At 45.8% G+C, this 19,947-nt stretch carries 24 protein-coding genes; 4 read left to right on the plus strand and 20 right to left on the minus strand.

What is annotated here, in order from left to right:
• Positions 1–82: 82 nt before the first annotated feature.
• Positions 83–862, minus strand: a complete 780-nt coding sequence (spoIIR, locus tag CEF13_RS26890; RefSeq protein WP_102715630.1) for a stage II sporulation protein R — start codon at positions 860–862, stop codon at positions 83–85.
• Between the two features lie 249 nt (positions 863–1,111).
• On the opposite strand from spoIIR, the gene CEF13_RS26895 reads away from it, so the two are divergent.
• Both CEF13_RS26895 and CEF13_RS26900 read left to right on the plus strand, forming a co-directional pair.
• The gene (locus CEF13_RS26895) at positions 1,112–1,984 is read left to right on the plus strand and encodes an RNA polymerase sigma-70 factor (protein WP_102715632.1); all 873 of its coding nucleotides are present in this window, start codon (positions 1,112–1,114) and stop codon (positions 1,982–1,984) included.
• A gap of 142 nt (positions 1,985–2,126) precedes the next feature.
• A complete protein-coding gene (locus tag CEF13_RS26900; RefSeq protein WP_102715634.1) occupies positions 2,127–2,564 on the plus strand; it encodes a carboxymuconolactone decarboxylase family protein in 438 nt (145 codons plus the stop codon).
• A gap of 74 nt (positions 2,565–2,638) precedes the next feature.
• On the opposite strand, the gene prmC is transcribed toward CEF13_RS26900, so the two are convergent.
• The 3 genes from prmC to ychF form a co-directional block, all read right to left on the minus strand.
• A complete protein-coding gene (gene prmC / locus CEF13_RS26905) occupies positions 2,639–3,607 on the minus strand; it encodes a peptide chain release factor N(5)-glutamine methyltransferase (protein ID WP_102715636.1) in 969 nt (322 codons plus the stop codon).
• Positions 3,608–3,720: 113 nt separating this feature from the next.
• Complete coding sequence (gene prfA, locus CEF13_RS26910) at positions 3,721–4,791, minus strand: peptide chain release factor 1 (RefSeq protein ID WP_102715638.1); 1,071 nt, start codon at positions 4,789–4,791, stop codon at positions 3,721–3,723.
• A gap of 269 nt (positions 4,792–5,060) precedes the next feature.
• Positions 5,061–6,161, minus strand: coding sequence for a redox-regulated ATPase YchF (gene ychF / locus CEF13_RS26915; protein ID WP_102715640.1), 1,101 nt, complete (start codon positions 6,159–6,161; stop codon positions 5,061–5,063).
• 286 nt (positions 6,162–6,447) lie between these two features.
• Here ychF and CEF13_RS28980 point away from each other — a divergent pair, with 286 nt between their 5' ends.
• Positions 6,448–6,591: a hypothetical protein gene (locus tag CEF13_RS28980; protein ID WP_166742934.1), complete on the plus strand. Its 144-nt coding sequence runs from the start codon at positions 6,448–6,450 to the stop codon at positions 6,589–6,591.
• Between the two features lie 61 nt (positions 6,592–6,652).
• On the opposite strand, the gene CEF13_RS26920 is transcribed toward CEF13_RS28980, so the two are convergent.
• The 6 genes from CEF13_RS26920 to CEF13_RS26945 form a co-directional block, all read right to left on the minus strand.
• A complete protein-coding gene (locus tag CEF13_RS26920; protein WP_102715642.1) occupies positions 6,653–7,912 on the minus strand; it encodes a phospholipid carrier-dependent glycosyltransferase in 1,260 nt (419 codons plus the stop codon).
• A 41-nt stretch (positions 7,913–7,953) separates the two neighbouring features.
• Positions 7,954–8,298, minus strand: coding sequence for an EamA family transporter (locus CEF13_RS26925; RefSeq protein ID WP_102715644.1), 345 nt, complete (start codon positions 8,296–8,298; stop codon positions 7,954–7,956).
• Complete coding sequence (locus tag CEF13_RS26930) at positions 8,298–8,642, minus strand: DUF2304 domain-containing protein (RefSeq protein ID WP_102715646.1); 345 nt, start codon at positions 8,640–8,642, stop codon at positions 8,298–8,300. Before CEF13_RS26930 ends, CEF13_RS26925 begins: the two co-directional genes overlap by 1 nt.
• A gap of 84 nt (positions 8,643–8,726) precedes the next feature.
• Positions 8,727–9,503, minus strand: coding sequence for a glycosyltransferase family 2 protein (locus CEF13_RS26935; protein WP_244917136.1), 777 nt, complete (start codon positions 9,501–9,503; stop codon positions 8,727–8,729).
• Between the two features lie 300 nt (positions 9,504–9,803).
• Positions 9,804–10,115 carry a thioredoxin gene (trxA, locus tag CEF13_RS26940; protein WP_102715648.1) on the minus strand — a complete coding sequence of 104 codons (312 nt, stop codon included), beginning with the start codon at positions 10,113–10,115 and terminating at the stop codon, positions 9,804–9,806.
• A 71-nt stretch (positions 10,116–10,186) separates the two neighbouring features.
• Positions 10,187–10,606, minus strand: a complete 420-nt coding sequence (locus CEF13_RS26945) for an RrF2 family transcriptional regulator (protein ID WP_102715650.1) — start codon at positions 10,604–10,606, stop codon at positions 10,187–10,189.
• Between the two features lie 336 nt (positions 10,607–10,942).
• Here CEF13_RS26945 and CEF13_RS26950 point away from each other — a divergent pair, with 336 nt between their 5' ends.
• Positions 10,943–11,149, plus strand: coding sequence for a hypothetical protein (locus CEF13_RS26950; protein WP_208414753.1), 207 nt, complete (start codon positions 10,943–10,945; stop codon positions 11,147–11,149).
• 107 nt (positions 11,150–11,256) lie between these two features.
• Here the strand turns inward: CEF13_RS26950 and CEF13_RS26955 are convergent, their stop codons facing one another.
• The 10 genes from CEF13_RS26955 to CEF13_RS27000 all read right to left on the minus strand — a co-directional run bounded on the left by CEF13_RS26955 (position 11,257) and on the right by CEF13_RS27000 (position 19,277).
• Positions 11,257–11,580 (minus strand): DMT family transporter, encoded by a 324-nt coding sequence (locus tag CEF13_RS26955; RefSeq protein ID WP_102715654.1) that lies wholly within the window; start codon positions 11,578–11,580, stop codon positions 11,257–11,259.
• Between the two features lies 1 nt (position 11,581).
• Positions 11,582–11,974 (minus strand): DMT family transporter, encoded by a 393-nt coding sequence (locus CEF13_RS26960; protein ID WP_102715656.1) that lies wholly within the window; start codon positions 11,972–11,974, stop codon positions 11,582–11,584.
• A 6-nt stretch (positions 11,975–11,980) separates the two neighbouring features.
• Positions 11,981–12,595, minus strand: coding sequence for a TetR/AcrR family transcriptional regulator (locus CEF13_RS26965; protein WP_102715658.1), 615 nt, complete (start codon positions 12,593–12,595; stop codon positions 11,981–11,983).
• Positions 12,596–12,755: 160 nt separating this feature from the next.
• On the minus strand, positions 12,756–13,190 hold the full coding sequence (locus CEF13_RS26970) for a hypothetical protein (RefSeq protein WP_102715660.1): 435 nt from the start codon (positions 13,188–13,190) through the stop codon (positions 12,756–12,758).
• Positions 13,190–14,251 (minus strand): histidinol-phosphate transaminase, encoded by a 1,062-nt coding sequence (hisC, locus tag CEF13_RS26975; RefSeq protein WP_102715662.1) that lies wholly within the window; start codon positions 14,249–14,251, stop codon positions 13,190–13,192. Before hisC ends, CEF13_RS26970 begins: the two co-directional genes overlap by 1 nt.
• 54 nt (positions 14,252–14,305) lie before the next feature.
• Positions 14,306–14,749 carry a VanZ family protein gene (locus tag CEF13_RS26980; protein ID WP_244917137.1) on the minus strand — a complete coding sequence of 148 codons (444 nt, stop codon included), beginning with the start codon at positions 14,747–14,749 and terminating at the stop codon, positions 14,306–14,308.
• A 30-nt stretch (positions 14,750–14,779) separates the two neighbouring features.
• A complete protein-coding gene (locus tag CEF13_RS26985; RefSeq protein ID WP_102715664.1) occupies positions 14,780–15,493 on the minus strand; it encodes a metallophosphoesterase family protein in 714 nt (237 codons plus the stop codon).
• On the minus strand, positions 15,490–15,993 hold the full coding sequence (locus CEF13_RS26990; protein WP_102715666.1) for a GNAT family N-acetyltransferase: 504 nt from the start codon (positions 15,991–15,993) through the stop codon (positions 15,490–15,492). The genes CEF13_RS26985 and CEF13_RS26990 overlap by 4 nt, the downstream gene beginning before the upstream one ends.
• A 119-nt stretch (positions 15,994–16,112) precedes the next feature.
• Entirely contained in the window at positions 16,113–17,774 is a 1,662-nt protein-coding gene (locus CEF13_RS26995; protein WP_102716588.1) for a glutamine--tRNA ligase/YqeY domain fusion protein, read from the minus strand.
• A 141-nt stretch (positions 17,775–17,915) separates the two neighbouring features.
• Positions 17,916–19,277 (minus strand): sodium-dependent transporter, encoded by a 1,362-nt coding sequence (locus CEF13_RS27000; protein WP_102715668.1) that lies wholly within the window; start codon positions 19,275–19,277, stop codon positions 17,916–17,918.
• Positions 19,278–19,947: the final 670 nt, after the last annotated feature.

The following is a 19,947-nucleotide window of genomic DNA, read 5'->3' on the forward strand; positions in this document are numbered from 1 at the left end:
ATTATAGCATATGCGTTCGACAAAAGAGCATAAACAGCAGCCTCATCCAAGTAAATAAGACGAGGCTGCCGCTCCATATTTTTTAAGAGAAAAGTGATTTAATCCAATCCAATAATCCTTTAATCATTTCCCAGAGGAAGAACTTCACTTCCGGCGCTCCTTGTTCGGCAGCTGTGTCTACTGCGGCTGCTTTCTCCACTGCCGTCGTTTTCTCTGGATCAAGCTTCGCTTGAGCTGCTATACTGACCGCATCCACTGCTGATGCTGCTGATGCTTCGCCGGATACCGCATCAATAAAGCAAAGCGGAGGGAACAGCACGCACCACCAGTTTTGGCCGCCGCCCTCGCCAAGCGTAATGCGCAGTGCTTCATAATCACCAGCAGGATACACCTGATTGCCGTACATTTTCGTAGGAAAAGGAACAATGCCAAGCTCAGCTGAGAAACCATACTGGAAGCCGCGGCTCTTCAGCACCTTTGCCGTGATCCGTTTAATTTCCGGCATATTGGCCATGATCGTCTGGCGCGCTTCCTCAATTGTCTGAGGACCAGCAACCCAGCTATTCATCGCTTTAACGATCTCATCCCGCACCAGACGCTTCACGAGCTGATCGGCAGGATTATCGGAATTTGCTAATATACGAAGGCGAATCGCTTCCTGCGGAATCTGTCCGCCTGCGACTGCCGCGTCCATCTTCTGGGTTTCCCAGCTCATAATTAAAATTATAATTGCAAATAGAATAAACCCATATGATTTGCGATAAGGAAAACGATAAGGTTTCACAAAGCGAACAGGATGAGTAGCTTTTTCATTTGAATCGGTAACATTGGAATAAGAATGAATGGAATAATAGCTGGACATACACACAAGCCCCTCTCGTCGCCCCCGTCGGTGCGTCTGCTTGCGTTCCGGAACGTAACTATCCATCATTATGTCCGGTAATGGGAATATATAAACCTAGCAATCTATCACTATTTAGAAATAGCATAAACTGCGGCAATGAGCAGCATAATCAGCTCGGAACAACGTAGAAACCTGTGGTACGCTATAGTAATAGCAGTAAGCATAATGAATAAAGTGATATTCTTTTAGACAAGGATGGATGCATGGATGGATTTGGAGAAAGTCTACGCAGCTTATCGGCCGCTTCTTCATTCGATCGCATATCGGATGCTGGGCTCCTTTAGTGAAGCCGAGGATCTGGTACAGGATGTATTTGCGGATTTCAGCCAACTGGATTCTAGTCATATCAATAATGAAAAAGCCTACTTAATACGAATGGTAACTAACCGTTCCATTAATTACAGTCAATCCGCACGTAAGAGAAGAGAGGTTTATACAGGAGAGTGGCTGCCCGTGCCGGACGTTAGCTTCGCCTTGCAGGATCCGGCAGAGCTTTACGCTGAGCAAGAATCACTCTCCTACGCGCTGCTTGTCACTATGGAGCAGCTGACGGCAGTCGAAAGGGCTGTATTCATTCTCAGGGAATCGCTGCAGTATGATTATGATGAGATAGCAGCCTGCTTGCAGAAAACAGAAGCCAATTGCCGGAAAATTCTCAGCAGGGCCAAGGAAAAGCTGCAAAAAAGACGGGAAACACTTCCGCTCAATTCGGTCAAAGCGGAACCGCTCATAGACGCCTTTATGGAGGCAGCGGGCTCTGGCCATATCGAGAAGCTGGTTGCGCTATTGACGGAAGATGCGATCCTTATTTCGGATGGCGGAGGCAAAGTGCGTGCAGCCATATTTCCCATCTTTAACAGCGCTCGCGTCATAGCTTTCTTGAAGGGTGTTATACCCAAGCACTTCCTTGGGGATGATTATCAGTACGTTCATGTTAATGGACAGATCGGCATTCTCCTCATTCAGGGGGGCATGCCAAAAAGCGTTATTAGCTTTCAGCTGGATCAGGACGAGCGGAGGATAGAACGCATATATGTCATGATGAACCCCGATAAGCTGACGCATGTTCAGCTTCCATAGCCATAGCAGCCAAAAGCGTGTAGTTCATTTTTTTGTTTCATGGGGCTTCTGTCACAACCTGGTACGGTACTTTGTCTTAAATGTTGAAGGATCATGCAAGCCCATTATGCCAACAAATTGGATGATAGAGGAGAATGCAACCATGAAGCAAAGAACCGTTATAGCCAAAGAAATTCCCGCTGCTTATCAAGCTATGCTCGGGCTGGAGAAATATTTAGGCACCACTAGTATTGACGCCCAACTGAAAGAACTGATTAAAATTCGCGCCTCACAAATAAACGGCTGTGCCTATTGCATTAATATGCATACGAAGGACGCTAGAGACTTAGGAGAAAGTGAGCAGCGAATATACGCACTCAGCGCTTGGCGCGATACGCCTTACTTCATGCCAGCGGAGCGGGCAGTGCTTGCCCTGACGGAATCGATTACAGTCATTACAAAAGAGCATGTACCAGATGCGGTTTATGAGGAAGCTGCAGGCTATTTCGATAGCAAGCAGATCGGGGAGATCATTATGGCGATCGTTGCCATCAACGCATGGAACCGTATCGCAATAAGTACGAATATGATGCCGGAATAAATTTTAAAATAAATAAAGAGCTGTCCCGGAAGGTCAACCATGACCAAGGGACAGCTCTTTTTCTATGCATATAATTATAGCTGCGACTTTACCGCGATGACATGACGCTCAATTCCGGCGTAATCGCTGATGATGCGTATGTCATCCCATTGCCCCATGCTGCGCATCATGTCTGCGACAATACGCGGCTGGCCCATGCCGAGCTCGAATGCGACGATGCTAGGCATTTGCGCGAGCAGCGGAAGCTGCTCCAGCATGCGGCGGTAAGGCACCAAGCCGTCCGCCCCGCCTTCCAGCGCGAGATGCGGCTCATAGTCGCGCACTTCGCGCTGCAGGCCTGCCATATCCGCCGCCGGAATGTACGGCGGATTGGATACGAGCACGTCTATGCGAAGCAAGTCGTGCGAGTTAGAGCTTTGCTCATGCCGAGGTATGAACGGCATGAGCAGGTCGCCCTGCACGAATGTAATTCGGTCCGCCGCCTCATGGCGGACCGCGTTCGTGCGGGCGACTGCCAGCGCATCCGGCGATAGGTCGGATGCGCTGACGCGCCAAGCGTGACGCTGCGCAGCGAGCGTCACGGCGATGGCGCCGCTGCCTGTGCCGACGTCAACAATCGTCGGCGATTGCTCTCCTGCGGCGATTGCTAAACCGCCCGCCGCAGAAGGCCAAATAAGGTCGGCTGCATCCAGCACCGCCTCAACAAGCAGCTCCGTCTCAGGCCGAGGAATGAGCACCGCTGGCGAGACGGCAAAAGGCCGTCCATAAAACCATTGCTCACCAATCATGTATTGGACGGGCTCCCCAAGCGCTTTGCGCCTTACAAGCTGTTCCCATTTGGCGAGCTTATCCGCGGGAAATGGATCGCCGCCGTCACGAAGCAGTACCCCGCGGTCCATTCCGAGCAGATGCATGAGCAGCAGATCAGCATTATTGCGCGGCTCTTCTACTTCCTCAGCTTTGAATAGTGCAGTGGCGCGCATACTTGCCTCACGAATCGTCAATGGCAGCGTGAACCAAGGACCGTCTTTTATATCATTCATTCCTTCACCGCTCCTTCAACGGGTAAAACCCTCACGTCATTGCCCTAATCATAACAAAGCGCCAGACCGCTGTCTGCTTGTGTTAAGCATCCAGCGACCCAGCGCAATCTTCATTAAGCCATTTCACGTTCCATTAGATCAGCCTGCTCAGCAATCGTGAGCGATGATATAACTTCCGTAAGATCGCCGTTCATAACCGCATCAAGCTTATGCAGCGTCAATCCGATCCGGTGATCTGTTACACGGCTTTGCGGGAAATTGTATGTGCGAATACGCTCACTGCGATCGCCAGTACCAACCTTGCTCTTCCGCTCGCCCGCATATTTCGCTTCTTCCTCTTGACGGCGTACATCCGAAATACGAGCGCGAAGCACGGCAAGAGCCTTCGCTTTGTTCTCGTTCTGGGATTTGCCATCCTGACAAGTTGCCATGATACCCGTTGGAACGTGAAGTACACGAACCGCGGATTTCGTTGTATTAACGGATTGACCGCCTGCTCCGCTGGAACAGAACGTATCAACACGAATATCCTTGTCTAAAATTTCAATCTCCACATCTTCAACTTCCGGCATAACAGCTACCGTCGAAGTTGAGGTATGAATGCGTCCGCCTGATTCCGTCACCGGAATACGCTGAACACGATGTGCGCCGCTCTCAAACTTCAGTTTGCTGTACGCGCCTTTGCCCGTCACCATGAAGATAACCTCTTTAAAACCACCGACGTCATTCTCGCTAAAGTCCATAAGCTCTGTGCGCCAGCCTTGTGTGTCAGCAAACTTCGTATACATGCGATAGAGCTCATATGCGAACAATGCTGCTTCATCACCGCCGGCAGCACCCCGAATTTCAACGATAACGTTCTTATCATCATTCGGGTCCTTCGGTAGCAATAGGATGTGAATTTTCTCATCAAGCTCAGCTTGGCGCTCGCTTAATTCGTCAATTTCCATCTTTACCATTTCACGCATTTCGTCATCGAGCTTCTCTGCCTGCATTACTTTGGCATCTGCAAGCTGCTCGGTAACTTGTTTATATTCCGTAAAGGCATCATATGCCTCTTGTAAATCAGACTGTTCCTTGGAAAGCTCTCTAAGCCGTTTGGGATCACTGGATACATCCGGATCACACAACAGCTCGCTCAGCTTCTCATACCGGTCTGCGAGTGCTTCTAAACGGTCAAACACGATCATTCACCTCTGTTTATTCCATTAGGATATGTTTATTATAGCATATCAGCGGCTTAGTATCGACAGATGGTTTGCACAAAACTATAGGTAAACCACACCACCGCATGAGCCAATTTCACGTCTAAAAAAACGTTAATAGCTCTTCCCTTCATATGCTCTTCAAGCACTTTTTGCTACTGCCCGGAGCCAGAGCCTAAAAGCAGCAACAAAACCCCATAAGCGCAAGCAAATGCTGCACCTACAGGGCTATAGCTTTTCCAATCTATCTACACATTAAAACGGAAATGGACAACGTCGCCATCACGCACAACATATTCCTTGCCCTCAAGACGAACCTGTCCCTTCTCGCGAGCCGCCACCATGGAGCCGGCAGCTGCAAGATCAGTAAAGGAAACAACCTCAGCACGAATAAATCCGCGTTCGAAGTCAGTATGAATAACACCAGCAGCTTGCGGCGCTTTCGTTCCTTTGCGAATCGTCCATGCGCGAACCTCTTGTACGCCTGCCGTGAAATAAGTGTACAAGCCCAATAATTTATAGGCAGCGCTAATTAAACGATTCAAGCCGGATTCAGACATTCCCAGCTCCTGAATAAACATTTCTTTGTCTTCGCCCTCAAGCTCAGCAATTTCCGCTTCTACTTTCGCGCTGATCGGCACAACTTCTGCGCCTTCTTCTGCCGCGAATTCACGAACGCGCTGCACATATTCATTGCCGTCAGAGTTCGAAACCTCATCCTCACTCACGTTAGCTGCATAAAGTACCGTCTTCATCGTCAGCAAATGCAAATCACGAACAAGCAGCTTCTCATCATCGCTAAGGTCTAAGCTGCGTGCAGGCTTATCGTTGTATAGAGCTTCTTTGATTCGTTCAAGCACTTCAATCTCTTGCGCAACCTTCTTGTCGCCGCCCTTAAGATTTTTGCGTGAACGCTCAATTTTTTTGTCAACGGAATCAATATCCGCCAAAATGAGCTCCAAATTAATCGTTTGAATATCGCTGATCGGATCTACTTTACCCGAAACATGGGTGATGTTATCGTCCTGGAAGCAACGCACAACATGAACAATCGCATCCACCTCACGGATATGCGCCAGAAACTTGTTGCCCAGTCCTTCGCCTTTGCTCGCGCCTGCTACCAGACCGGCAATATCAACAAATTCGAAAGCTGTCGGAACAATGCTCTTCGGAACAACAAGCTCTACCAGCTTGTCCAAACGCTCATCCGGAACCTCAACAACGCCTACGTTTGGATCTATTGTACAAAACGGATAGTTGGCAGATTCTGCTCCTGCCTGTGTAATTGCGTTAAACAATGTCGATTTGCCGACGTTCGGCAAACCTACGATACCTGCTTTTAAAGCCATCTATTAGACACCCCTATTTTCCCGAAAGTAAACAACTCCCGATATTATACCCTAGAAGCACCCACATTGAAAGGGTTATGAGGGGACAGCGGGCATAGGCAACCTGCCCGGAACGACCCACCCCCTAATTGGTTGAGATTTGCTCGCTGCTTTAAACTGGTTTTAAGGATGTTCAGCGCGGTTGAGGAAATACTACCATAGCGCGTTATGGCATATGCCATATGCTTTGTGCATGTGCTTTATGCCATATGCCTTGTACTCACAGGCTTTCGGAGGAGGTGACGATATGGAAAATCAGACGCATAAGGGCAACTACAAAGGAACAACACACATGAAAGCAAAAAATCAAGATATGGCGTTCGTCAATGACACGATTGAGGATACCAAGTCCGTCTCTAACTTTAGATCAAAGAATAAAAAAACCGACTAGTCAAAATCAAAAGCCAAGACCATCCAGTGCGCAACTGGTCGGTCTTGGCTTTTGTGAACGGCTAAACAGCTTTTCTCCGAGATGTATAAGTCCCTATTTTCTGCAAAATAGTAATGCCTAGCCAGGATGTTAAAATAATAAACAACGGCATGACCGTAAAGTTATATCGATACTCTGGCACAAATAACAGGCGGATCATAGACATGATAATGATGACAACAGCAATCATCACAGCAGGATGCCTCCAGCGCCAGACGAGCATGAGCAGCGGAATAATACTGCCGTATACGATGAGCTGATGGAAATTATGGGCCTTCGGATAAAAATAGCCCGGCTCATGTCCAGAACCGAAGAACATACGATTATACGTATATTCAAGCTTCCCTACCGTGAACCATTTCACATACTTCCAAGTTTGCTGCGTAAAGCCAGCTTTGATGCGGGCCCATGCATATTCATTCTGTGACATGCCGTTCTGCACAACAATCTTATCCGTGTAATCTTTGTTGGGGTATGTGCCCGCTTTGAATGGATTGGACTGCGAAGCAGTGAGTACAAATTCATTCAGCGATACCACATTTCGAATCCACCATGGCAGCATAACTGCTGACAAGCAAAGACCCGTAATAACCCCTAATAAAGCCACTTTTTTGAAGACAGCTAGCTTTGATGTTCTAACCGCAGCCCCGTCAGTGCTCCGTTTATACCATTGCTGTAACAAAAACACACCATACAAGGGCACGAACAGCGGCATAAACTCTGCTCGCACAAGAACAGTTAGTCCTAATATGATGCCTGCAAATGCCGCATCCCGCTTTCGCTGTGTACGAAAGGCATACATCTGCATAGATAAATAGGCCATTAATAAAAATAACGCAAGCGTTTCGGTAAGAATAGCTCCGTTCGCCCAAATAAAAGGAAGATAGATCGCACTCACAAATAAAGCAACAATAGCTACCCATTTATTTCGCGTTGCTTGCATGGCGATTGTATAAATTAAAGCCATGGAACCTAGGCTTATCAGCACCTGTGCCCAGCGGATAAGCGGAAAAGGCTCTACTCCGATCTGATCTGCCACAATATACATCCCTGTCATAAACAGTGGAAATCCCGGCGTTACTTGTGCATTGGGAATTTCTCCCTTATATGCGTAGACGCCTGTATCAAGAAGTCTATGCACCATTTCATTATAATACTTCGTATCATGCGAGACCGTATGCCTAACTGACGTTAAGAAATCAGCCCGAAGATAAAAACCAAGAATAAAAATGAGAATGACCAAAATCGAAAATATTTTGTTTTTCTTTACCCATTCCACCACGTTCGTTAATCCTCCTCAATCCGTGCAGCATGAAAGAAGACCTATTTCCAGGCGAGCACAATAACTCCCAGCAAAATAATTGCAGCACCAATCCATCTTTGCATCGGCACCGATTCGTGAAAGATGAATACTGCAGCAACCAAAGCGATGACATATGCCATGCTTTGCAGTGGATACGCTAAGCTTAGCGGAAGCTTCTTTAGTACGTATAGCCATAAAACGGTCGCAATTCCGTACAATACAAGACCTGACCAAATATGCGGCGACCATAGCAGCGAAACCCAAGAATCGCCTTTGGTCGTATCAAGCTTGTTCATACCCGCTTTCCATAACAGCTGCCCTGAGACCAGCAGCAATATATTCAGAAATAAAACAATATATGGCATTACGAATCCGACCTCTTCCGTTCATGCAATTCATGATGCAGAATGCCTAGCTCTTGGGTAAGGCGAATGACCTTTTCCGATAACTTCGAAACGATAACGGTAAGATGAAGAATTAACATAATGCAGAACAAAATACCGACCAGAAACAATAACGCCGGCGCATAGGCAATGCCGATCGCATGGGCCAGTGAATCAATAATTTGAATACGCACAGACAATATAAGCATGACAACACCAAACAACAGCCATAGCATTGAATACTGCTCACGAAGCAATCTGCGATTAATTAACATAATCAGCACAATTAAGAAAACGACACTTGTGATAATCCACAAGGCTTGCATTGTGTATCCTCCTTCAAATTTGCGAAGCAAAAATCTCTTCGTAATGGGCAGCTTCGTTTCGAACAGCAAAACGATTATTATGTTTTAAGCCTCAATGGGCTTGATTGCTTTAAGGCTTCGAATGAACAACGCAAGAATAACTTTAATCATATAATACACAGATCTCATTGCATTTATTGATGATTTACCGCCTGTGCGGGCTTCCATAACGACCGCGACCTCGCTTGTACGCAGTCCACTGCGATGAATGAGTACAATGGAATCCACTTCAGGATAATCTGTCGCATAATCGCTTTGGAATACGGCAATCGCACGCTTGTTGGCAGCACGAAAGCCCGATGTTACATCAAGTACACGCTTGTGTGTCATCGCACTAACAATCGTAGACAATATTTTAATGCCTGCTCTTCTCGAAGCAGACGACAGAAAGCCAGTTTGCTCAATAAACCTTGAGCCGATTGCAAGATCTGCTTGACCGCTTAGTACGGGCTCCAAAATGAGATGAAGTTGTTCCGCCTTGTGCTGCCCATCTCCATCCACTTGAATAGCTACATCATAACCATACCGATGTGCATAGCGATATCCGGTTTGCATTGCACCGCCGATCCCAAGATTGGTCGGAAGTGTTATTACGGAGGCACCGCTTGCTTCCGCTACCTCGCGAGTCCTGTCCTTCGAGCCATCGTTGATAACTAGAATATGAGCGGACGGGCAATGCGTCTTCACATCCTGAATGACTTGGCTAATGCTATGCTCTTCATTATAAGCAGGTATAATAATTAATATTTTTGAAGACGAAAGATCTTGCCGCAGAGACTCTCCGGTTCGTATGCCGTCCTTTTTCGTCAAGACTGCGTTCACTCCATCACCACTCCATAATTCTTAGTTTTGTCACGTCGCTGTGCACAATTTATATTAATTCTACTAGAGTTCATTAGTAGAAAGCAACAGATAAAGTCCTTTTATACGCTTAAGATTCCCTTAAGTTTTCATAATTACTTGTTTAATTACCTTGATTTTTACATGACAATTTCTTCCTATTATGCCAACATCATTAAGTAGATTTGTTCGTAATCAGAAAAAAATACCGCCTGGAGTTTCAGCCTTTGACTGATTCCAGACGATATTTAGACGTGTATTCTTATAATAAGGTTGCTGCGCTTATTGTTGACCAGAAATTTTCGCTTTCAAAGCGTCTTTGCTTTGTACGCCAACCATTTTGTCAACGGGTTGACCGTCTTTGAACAAAATGAGTGTAGGAATGCTCATTACGCCAAATTGCGAAGCAAGCTCAGGCTGCTCGTCAACGTTGATTTTTGCGATTACAGCTTGGCCTTCAAGCTCAGTTGACAACTCCTCAATGATAGGAAGCTGCATTTTGCAAGGTCCGCACCAAGGTGCCCAAAAATCTACAAGAGAAACGCCGTTTTGAATGCTTTCGTTAAAGTTTTCTTTCGTCAATGCTACTGCCATTTCAATCATCCTCTCTAAACAATCTGTATGATTAAGGGAATACCCGTCTCACCGCTTAATGAAACATCTTGCTAGCCACAGGCGTGGATTTGCTTAAGAACATCCTCAATCGTTATCGCGCTCAAATGGCTTTCAAGCTGCTTCTCTGCTGTACAAAAAATACCGAACATGACTTGATTCATATTCGAGCCCACTACACAATCCATCTCTGGATGGCCTGAGCACCAGCTAGGAATTAGCGAGCCTTGTGCCATCACACGATAAATATCGGCTAATGTTACTTCGCTTGGTTCAATGGTCAGCCTATATCCGCCGCCTGAGCCTTCACGCGTATCCACATATTTACTGCGGCGCAAACCGCTCATCACTTTCCGAACACGTGCAGAATGTGTGCCGACATTCTCGGCGATCATATCACTGCTCGCCATTCTTTCCGGCAAATAAGCTAAGTAAACGAGACTGTGTACGGCAATTGTAAATTCACTGTTCACTGTGAACGGGCCTCCCTGCTTTGTACTGTAATCTTAAACGTTACAGTTACATTTGTCAATAGCCATGTTCACCAAATCACTTACTTAGCATGCGCAGGGCTCCGGCTCTTATTCGCTGCTAGATAATGGGACGGATGTCAATCACCATGTAAATATTTCATAGATTATTGACTATTTATAATATTTTCAGTCATGCAAGAGCGCTTTCCCTGAATACATATGAATGATGCTTCGCTTTCGAAGCGACTGCTTTCGAAGTGAGTTTTGCTTCGCAAAACTAAGCGACTGCTTTCGAAGTGAGTTTTGCTTCGCAAAACTTTAAGGAGGTGACGAATAGTGGCATTTTGGAATCGTTGGATTTCGGTTCGTGCAGAAGGCGGATCCAGGTCTGAGCTCATTGATCGCTTGCAAGCTCATTTCAAAGCGAACGGACTGAAAACAAAAATCACTGCTGAAGGCAACTCCTTAAAACGGATTCACGTTCTTAAGAAGGATGCGGAGTTGGCCGAGTCGCTTCTTGCTGCTTTTGACAAGGAACACTAATGAATACCACGACCGTTCAAAAAAAGGCTTCAGCCGTAGCGGCTGCCTGCAAGGCAGCCGTTGCTTCACTCTAGAACATGGACAAGCAGATACCCAAGCAGTGGGCATTAATGTCCTCCGCTAACGACCTTTAGGCCAATAACTCCTGAAATAATCATCGCTAGAAACAGCATTTTACGCCAATTCCTTGATTCACCGAATACGAACATGCCTAGCACAACGCTACCAACTGATCCAATACCCGTCCATATGCCGTAAGCCGTACTGATCGGAATGGTTTGCAGCGCCTTCGATAGAAAGAAAAAACTGACAAAGCCCGCTCCTATCGCCCCAACTGTACCCTTCCACTTCTTAAAGCCGTCCGACATTTTCATAAACGTAACGCCGCCGACCTCGCCTAAGCCGGATATAATTAAGAAAATCCATGACATATTAGGAACCTACTTTCTCATGTTTAGGCTTGCCGGTGCTATTCGCTGCAATACCAACTGAGCCTTCTGAAGGCTTTTCCTCCGAGATGAGCTTCAAACCGATGATGCCCCCAACCAATAACACGATAAAAAACAATCTCCAAAAATCAGCAGGCTCGTTCAACACAAGGATACCCACAATAACTGTGCCTGCTGTCCCTATTCCCGTAAACATCGCATAAGCAACACCGATTTCAATGGTACGCATAACCCGAGCAAATAACATAAAACTTAAAACAAGCAATACCACCGTAATAAGACTTGGAACCAAAATCGTGAAGCCATGGGAGTATTTCAGCCCAAGCGTCCAGCCTACCTCCAAAATACCCGCCAGCAATAACAAAATCCACTGCATTGTTATTCAACCCTCTCTAGCTGTCATTGTCCAAAGCTGCCATAATGATTGCCATATCATCTGCTTTCTTCTTCCATACAGCACTTCATCATATATCTGATACTCAACAAGTAATCCATCAGCGCACACATAAAAAGCCGCAATCAAGCGCTCCTCGTCATCCGTATGAAAGACAGGAAAAACACCCTCTGATACTCCTCTGCGCAATACGGAGACAATTCCTTCAGTGAGCTCCAGCTCATACGCCATTATGTCCTTCCGCAGTTGATCCCTTAGATGATACGGCGGTACAAGCATTGTTCGCTTTAGGAAGGTCTGACCTGTCGATAAATGGTTGAAATTTGTGAAAAAGTCAAACAGCTGATAAAGCTGCCGCTCTATCGTTTCCTGCTGGATCTCTTGAAGGAGCGCCATATATTGTTCTCTTTCCTCCGATATAACATCCTCGATAAGCTGAAGAAAAAGCTGCTCCTTCGATTCGAAATGAGCATAAATAGAAGGCGTCTTGATACCGACGGCTTTCGCAATATTGGACAAAGATGCTCCTTCATAGCCTAATTCTGTGAACATCGTTAATGCGGACAGCTTAATTCGCTCCGCTGTAGTAGGTCCAGCCCTCATTATGATCACCTCTGTGCATTAGCATTTACATTAACCTAACGAACGTTAGTTAGTCTATTGGAATTTTAAAACGGTTTTATTAAAAAGTCAATAAAAAAGCAGGGCAGCGATTAAGGTGGTTGACCTCAAGAGCTGCCCTGCTTACTTCAATACATCATATTCACTTAGAACGCGATCGAAATTTTACCCACAGCATCCAGCAAGCATTAATCAACATGCCTAAGGCTACACCAAGAAACATAACACTGACATTTAGAATGAAGAAGTATACAAGCAAAAGGCCAAAATCATAATTGTCAGTCGAATTAGGCAATATTTTACTTAACAAATAACCAAGGAGAACGCCAATTGGAATCCAGAATATAAAGATTAAGGCTGGAAAATACCAGTGTCGATTGCGAAACAACTTTACAATCGGGAAAGCGAAGGCAATCACTAGGATTGTGCAAATGGGATAGCTCCACTTAATAATTACGTTGTTATAGTAAGCCGTATAAAGATAGATATTGCTGACTATTGCGTATATCGCACTCAATAACAGTACCGACCGCATCGACCGTTTGATCAGCAGTTCCTCTTTCGGAGCTTTTTCCATTATGGTTCTACAATCTCTTTGAGTGCATGAACAAAAGCATCCATTTCTTCATCGGTGCCGATGCTCACACGCAAATATTCATCAATACGCGGTTGGTCGAAATAGCGGACAAGCACTCCCTTATCGCGCAGCTGTTGAAAAATTCCTTTTGCCGCAATCGACGGATGTGATATGAATACGAAATTGGATTTCGAATCCGTTACCTTGAAGCCAAGGGCTACCAATTGCTCCATTACCCTTTCCCGTGTAGCCACAACTTTAGCCGTCATTTCCCGGAAATAGGCTTCATCCTGAAACGAAGCGACGGCACCCTCTAAAGCAAGACGGTCCAGCGTATAGGAGTTGAATGAATTTTTGATACGATTGAGTCCCTCGATCAGCTCCTCGCTGCCAAAGGCAAGACCAACGCGCAAGCCAGCTAATGAACGCGACTTCGAAAGAGTCTGAACAACTAGCAAGTTCGGAAAGCTTTGTACCAGCTCTATAGCGGATTGCCCGCCGAAATCAATATAAGCCTCATCAATAATAACAACTTGATTTGAATTTCGATCCAACAGCATTCTTATTTCATCAAGGGAAATTAATTGTGCTGTAGGCGCATTTGGATTCGGTAAGATAACACCTCCGTTATCCGAATGGTATTGATCGATCTGCACTTTAAACTGCTCGTCCAGCGGAATAAGCTCTGCTTCCAAGCCGTATAGCTTGGCATAAACTTTATAGAAGCTATAAGTAATATCCGGAAAAAGGATCTTCTTCTTCGGATCAAAAAAAGCCGCAAAGGCGAAAGCCAATATTTCATCAGAGCCGTTGCCTACAAATACTTGGGAAGCAGGCAAGCCATAATAGTCCGCAGTCGCTTGCACAAGACTTTCACAGGTAGGATCAGGATATAAGCGTAAATCGGCATTCGCCGCTTCTTTTATAGCCTCCATTACTTTCGGAGACGGCGGATAGGGGTTCTCGTTCGTATTCAGCTTAATATACGATTTATCCTTAGGCTGTTCGCCCGGTACATATGGCACCAGCGAGGCGGTCAGCGGGTTCCAAAATTTACTCAATGGAAGATCATCCTCTCATGCTTGGTCTTTATCACAATTGCTTATATATTAACACTAATAGCGGCGAAAAACAGCCTTTATCAACAGCAGTCCCGCCATTGCTCCAAACGTATTGAGAATGATATCGTCTATGTCGAAGCTTCCGACTCTTGTTAGCATTTGTGTGAGCTCAACGCCTGTTATAAGAACAATTGTAGCAATAAGTAGTACGAATCCTTTGCGAAAAAAAGGTTGAAGCATGGGAAGGAATATGCCAATCGGTATAAATAAAACAATATTTCCGAAAAGATTTTTAACCCAAATATCCGAATTATAGTGGTTTCTCGAAAATATATATTGCTTGATCGTTTGAAATGGGACAAGGTTGTACATGAATCCGTCGCCATAATAACGTGGGCGATGAAACAACAAGAAGCCCATGATCAATGCGTAAATTAGCGCTGCCACAAATAAAATGACATTCAATGGCAAGCTTTTGAAATAAGCAGATTTGAACACTCGGTTTGTTGCCCCTTCCTCATAAATGTTCTACGGCCGCCAAGGCACCGCGTAGAATTGGAAGTCGCTCGGTCCCGTAATCTCAAGTCCATTGAGCTGATGACCGGTTGCACAGCCGCCGTCAATTCCAATCTTTCCATCTCCGAACCAAATGCCGGCATTTCCCTGAATGTCTATCGTTTTCGTATGACCGAATACAACGGTCTTGTTCACTACAGTAGGCCGGCTGAGAAACGGTTCCTTTATATAGAGGAAATCTCTAGTCGGCTGCTCACGCCAATTCAAGAAAGACGGGTTGAGACCCGCATGCACATAGATGAAATGCTCATCTTCATGATAGTAGGGCAGCTCATCCAGAAAATTCATATGATGCATATAATGTTGCTGGATATTTTGTTTAGCGCGCTCAATGACGTGGTCAATCGTCCCTTGCCTGATACCCGCATAGCTCTCCGCCGTCTGCCTGCCGCCATGCCCCGAGAACTTCATAAGCGCTTGCTCGCTCCGCTCCAGCATAACGTCAACTAGACGCTCATCATGATTGCCTTGAATTGCAATTGCGCCATCTTTCTCGACAAGGCCGATGATCTGCTCTACCACTTCCCTGCTTCTTGGTCCGCGATCGACATAATCGCCGAGCAGGATCAGTTGGTCTTCTCCTGGACGATAATTCATCAGCTCCAGCAGGTCGTTGAAGGGTGAGTAACAGCCATGAATATCACTGACTACTAATGTACGCTTCATACGCGTCTACCTGCAATGACGAGGTCGCGTTCCACTCCGTCAAGCACCGCTACCTTTGGCAACTGCCCCCATACTTCGAAGCCGAATTTCCGCAGAAGCGCTAAGCTGGGCTCATTATGCCCAAATACAAAACCTAGCAGCGTGCTCAGGCCTAGACGCGGACACTCCTTGATCGCTTTCTCAAGCAGTATCTTGCCAAGCCCTTGCGAGCGATATTCCTCAGCGATATAGATGCTGATCTCTGCCGTTGCTTGATAAGCAGGCCTTCCATAGAAGGATTGGAAGCTAAACCATGCGGCGATTTCGCCATTGATGCGCAGCACCCATAACGGTCTCAGTTCTGCTGAATGCTCATGGAACCAGGCCAGCCTGCTTTCAACCGTCACCGGCTCCACATCCGCCGTCACCATTCTGCTTGCTATTGTTGTATTATAAATAGCGACGATCCGCTCCAAATCCTCAATCTGCGCATCATCAATATCATAGTGCTGACTAAACATGACCGCCACCTCTTACTCATCCAATTTTCACAGATTATATCATATTAGAGGGCATTTGAAGGAATAAAATAAGGAAAGCCCGCCGAGCAATTATGCTTGGCGGGCTTTCACGTCTTTCGTTATGCTTTCGACGGGTCGAACGAGCTTTTCAATGAAACAATTCGATTGAAAGCTAGCTTGTCTGACGTCGTATCCTTAGGATCCACATTGAAGTAGCCATGACGGAAAAATTGGAACTTATCGCCGCCTTCTGCACTCTTCATGTTCGGCTCAACGAAGCCTTGCAGCACTTCAAGCGAATTCGGATTAATGCATTCCAAGAATGGCTTGCCTTCTTCTTCCGCTTCACTTGTAATAAGAGGCTCGAATAAACGGAACTCAGCAGCAGCCGCTTGTGAAGCTTCTACCCAGTGAATCGTTCCCTTTACCTTCCGCTCATTAAAGCCGGAACCGCTCTTCGTCTTAGGATCATATGTGCAATGCAGCTCGATTACATTACCATTCTCATCCTTAATGACTTCTTGGCATGTAATGAAGTAGGCATGCTTGAGACGCACCTCATTGCCAGGGAAGAGACGGAAATATTTGTTCGGAGGATTCTCCATGAAATCGTCCTGCTCAATATAAATCTCGCGTGAAAACGGAATTTGACGGATACCCATCGCTTCGTTCTCTGCGTTATTCTCTGCATCCAGCAGCTCGGTTTGGCCTTCTGGATAATTGGTTATGACAACCTTGAGAGGACGAAGGACAGCCATCGTACGAAGCGCCTTAAGCTTCAAATCTTCTCTGATGAAATGCTCCAGATTCCGTTCATCGACAAGACTATTGCTCTTCGATACACCAATCTCGCGGCAGAATGTACGTATAGCTTCCGGTGTATAGCCTTTACGGCGAAGTCCGCTGATCGTAGGCATGCGCGGATCATCCCAGCCGTCTACAACTGACTCGTCCACCAATTGCTTCAACTTTCGTTTACTCATAACGGTGTTCGTTACATTCAGACGTGCGAATTCATATTGATGAGGTACCGACTCCATCTCGCATTCCGCAATAGCCCAATCATACAAAGGACGGTGGTCCTCAAATTCCAGCGTACAAATCGAATGCGTGATGCCTTCAATCGCATCGCTTATCGGATGCGCGTAATCATACATGGGATAAATGCACCAAGCGTCGCCTGTCCGATGATGATGCGAATGCGAAATACGGTATAAAACAGGATCACGCAAAGAAATATTAGGCGAAGCCATGTCAATCTTGGCCCGAAGCACTTTTTCGCCATCTTTAAACTCACCTGCACGCATACGCGAGAACAAATCAAGATTTTCCTCCACGCTGCGATCACGATGAGGACTTTCCTTGCCCGGCTCTGTCAGCGTACCGCGGTACTCGCGCATTTGTTCAGCAGAAAGATCGCATACATATGCTTTGCCTTTCTTGATAAGAAGCACCGCACGATTATAAAGCTCTTCAAAGTAGTCCGAAGCAAACCGAAGGCTGTCCCATTCGAATCCGAGCCAGCGAACATCCTCTTGAATCGATTCCACGTATTCGGTATCTTCCTTCACAGGGTTCGTATCGTCAAAACGAAGATTCGTTTTTCCTTTAAACTCGTCTGCAAGTTCAAAATTCAAGCATATTGATTTGGCGTGGCCAATATGCAAATAGCCGTTCGGCTCAGGCGGAAAGCGAGTTACGACTTCCTGCACGTTCCCGCTCTTCAAATCTTCAATAACGATGGTTTTAATAAAATTGGAGGATGAGGACTTGTTTTCTATTGTGTTCTCCACTCGCGACCAACCTTTCCACGGAAAATAGTTATCCTCTTATCATACACAAAATCGGTTGAAATTATAATACTCTCTAATAGGATAGCCATTTAGTATAAACTCAGCTTCATTAATAAGGCTCGAAAGGCCCTATAGCTTGATTATACCTGCTGAGTATAGAAATACGAGAAGGACAAGCAAGGGTGCGACATAACGGAGCATAAACAGCCAGGTTTGCAGCCACCAGCCCCTTAATCCAGCCTCTTTCGCAGCTCCTTTCCAGGCGTACCCTACAAACAAGGTCACCACGAGTCCTCCCATCGGGAGCACGATATTGGAGCATACAAAGTCCATCCAATCAAAAAAAGATTTTCCGCCAAACGTCAGCCACGACACTTTATTGCCTAGAGACATTGCCGAAGGCAGGCCGATCAGAAAGCATAAGCTGGCAACCACAAATACTGACACACCGCGGCTCCATTTGAATGCCTCACGGACAAAAGCAACCGGAACCTCTAGTAGCGATACGGTTGAGGTGAGCGCCGCAAATGCAAGCAATACAAAAAACAGGCCGCCAAACAGCGATCCGAACGGCATCGCTGAGAACGCCGCAGGCAGCGCGACGAATACAAGGCCTGGCCCTTGTGAAGCCTCCAAGCCAAACACAAAAGTGGTCGGAAATATAATCAAGCCCGCAAGAAATGCGTAAATCAGATCGCCTCCGCCTACAGCGAGTGTGGCTAGTCCCAGCGACTGCCTTTTGTCGACATATGCCCCGTAGGTCATCATCGTCCCCATGCCAAGCGATAAGGAGAAGAAGGCATGTCCGAGTGCAACGAGTGCTGATTCAGCCGATAATTTACTAAAGTCGGGTTTTAAGAAAAAAGAAACCCCTTCCCCTGCGCCTTCAAGCGACAATGCACGTATCGCAAGAACAACCAGCAAAATAACGAGCCCAGGTATAAGCACCTTATTAAACTTCTCAATCCCGGCTGACACGCCGCGCATGATAATAAATCCGGTTAAGAAAATGACGAGAAATTGCCAGAAAACAGGAAGCCAGCTGTCGTTGAAATGGCTAAACAGCATTGCATAATCCTCACTTGCAAATAATTTGCCTGTAAATGAAAGCATGGCGTAGTGCATCGTCCAACCAGCCACAATCGCATAAAAGGATAAGATCACAAAAGCGCCTAGTATGGTTATAAAGCCGAAGCCGCCCCACAATTTATGGCCGCTGAGACGGATAAGCGATGTTGATGCATTCCCGCGGCCACCTCTCCCTACTGCCAGCTCAGCGAGAAGCACCGGCAGCCCGACGATAAGCAGACAAATAACAAAGAGCAAGAAGAAAGCTGCTCCCCCATATTGACCCGTTATGTATGGAAACTTCCACATATTTCCGAGCCCAACTGCGCTTCCAATAGCCGCTAAAATAAAGCCAGACGAAGAAAATCGTTCGCCAGCTCCCTTGCCGCCGCTTTGCAATGATGCTGACTGATTTTTCTTCATATACCGTTCACCTCATGCTTTATGTTTAAGCCTACAGCCTTTACTCTTTAAGGTAGTATGACCATTAAGTAAGATTAATCTGCATAAGTACTATATACCCTGATTATGCACGACTAATCGCGGCGAACCCCCTCGTTTTATAATCCGTCAGATTTCACACACAGCAATTTCCTTAGAGGAAAGTTATCTTTCCCTTATTAAATCTGGAACAATCACCAATCCTATTTTTATATATTTTAAACCAATTAAAAATAATAACAATTAAACAAATAACTTTTATAATCAACATTAAAGATATAAATCACTCAAATAAATTTGCATATTTTAAACTATTAATTTAAGAGTTGTATCATAATAAAGCATTCATTCACATTCTTCCCACCACACAAAAAAATGGACAGAACGACAATGTCGTTTCTGTCCATTTTCAACCTCTAATGTTAGTAGAGCATTTAGATGAAAAGAGGAAGAGAAGCTGTATAAGGAAGCTGCATAAGAAGACCGTATGTCGAGCAGATGGTGCACGTTGATCATATCCGATGTTTCATTCCTGCATGAGGTCTGAAAAAAAACGAAAGCTCATTTAAGAATGCAGTAAGACTGGTGAACTGTGTTCATGCAAAGGAGAGAACAGAATCAAAGCTTCGCATCTCATGATTCAGCAGCCTTC

The organism is Paenibacillus castaneae (assembly GCF_002884445.1).
In the GTDB taxonomy this organism is placed as follows: Bacteria; Bacillota; Bacilli; order Paenibacillales; family Paenibacillaceae; genus Pristimantibacillus; species Pristimantibacillus castaneae.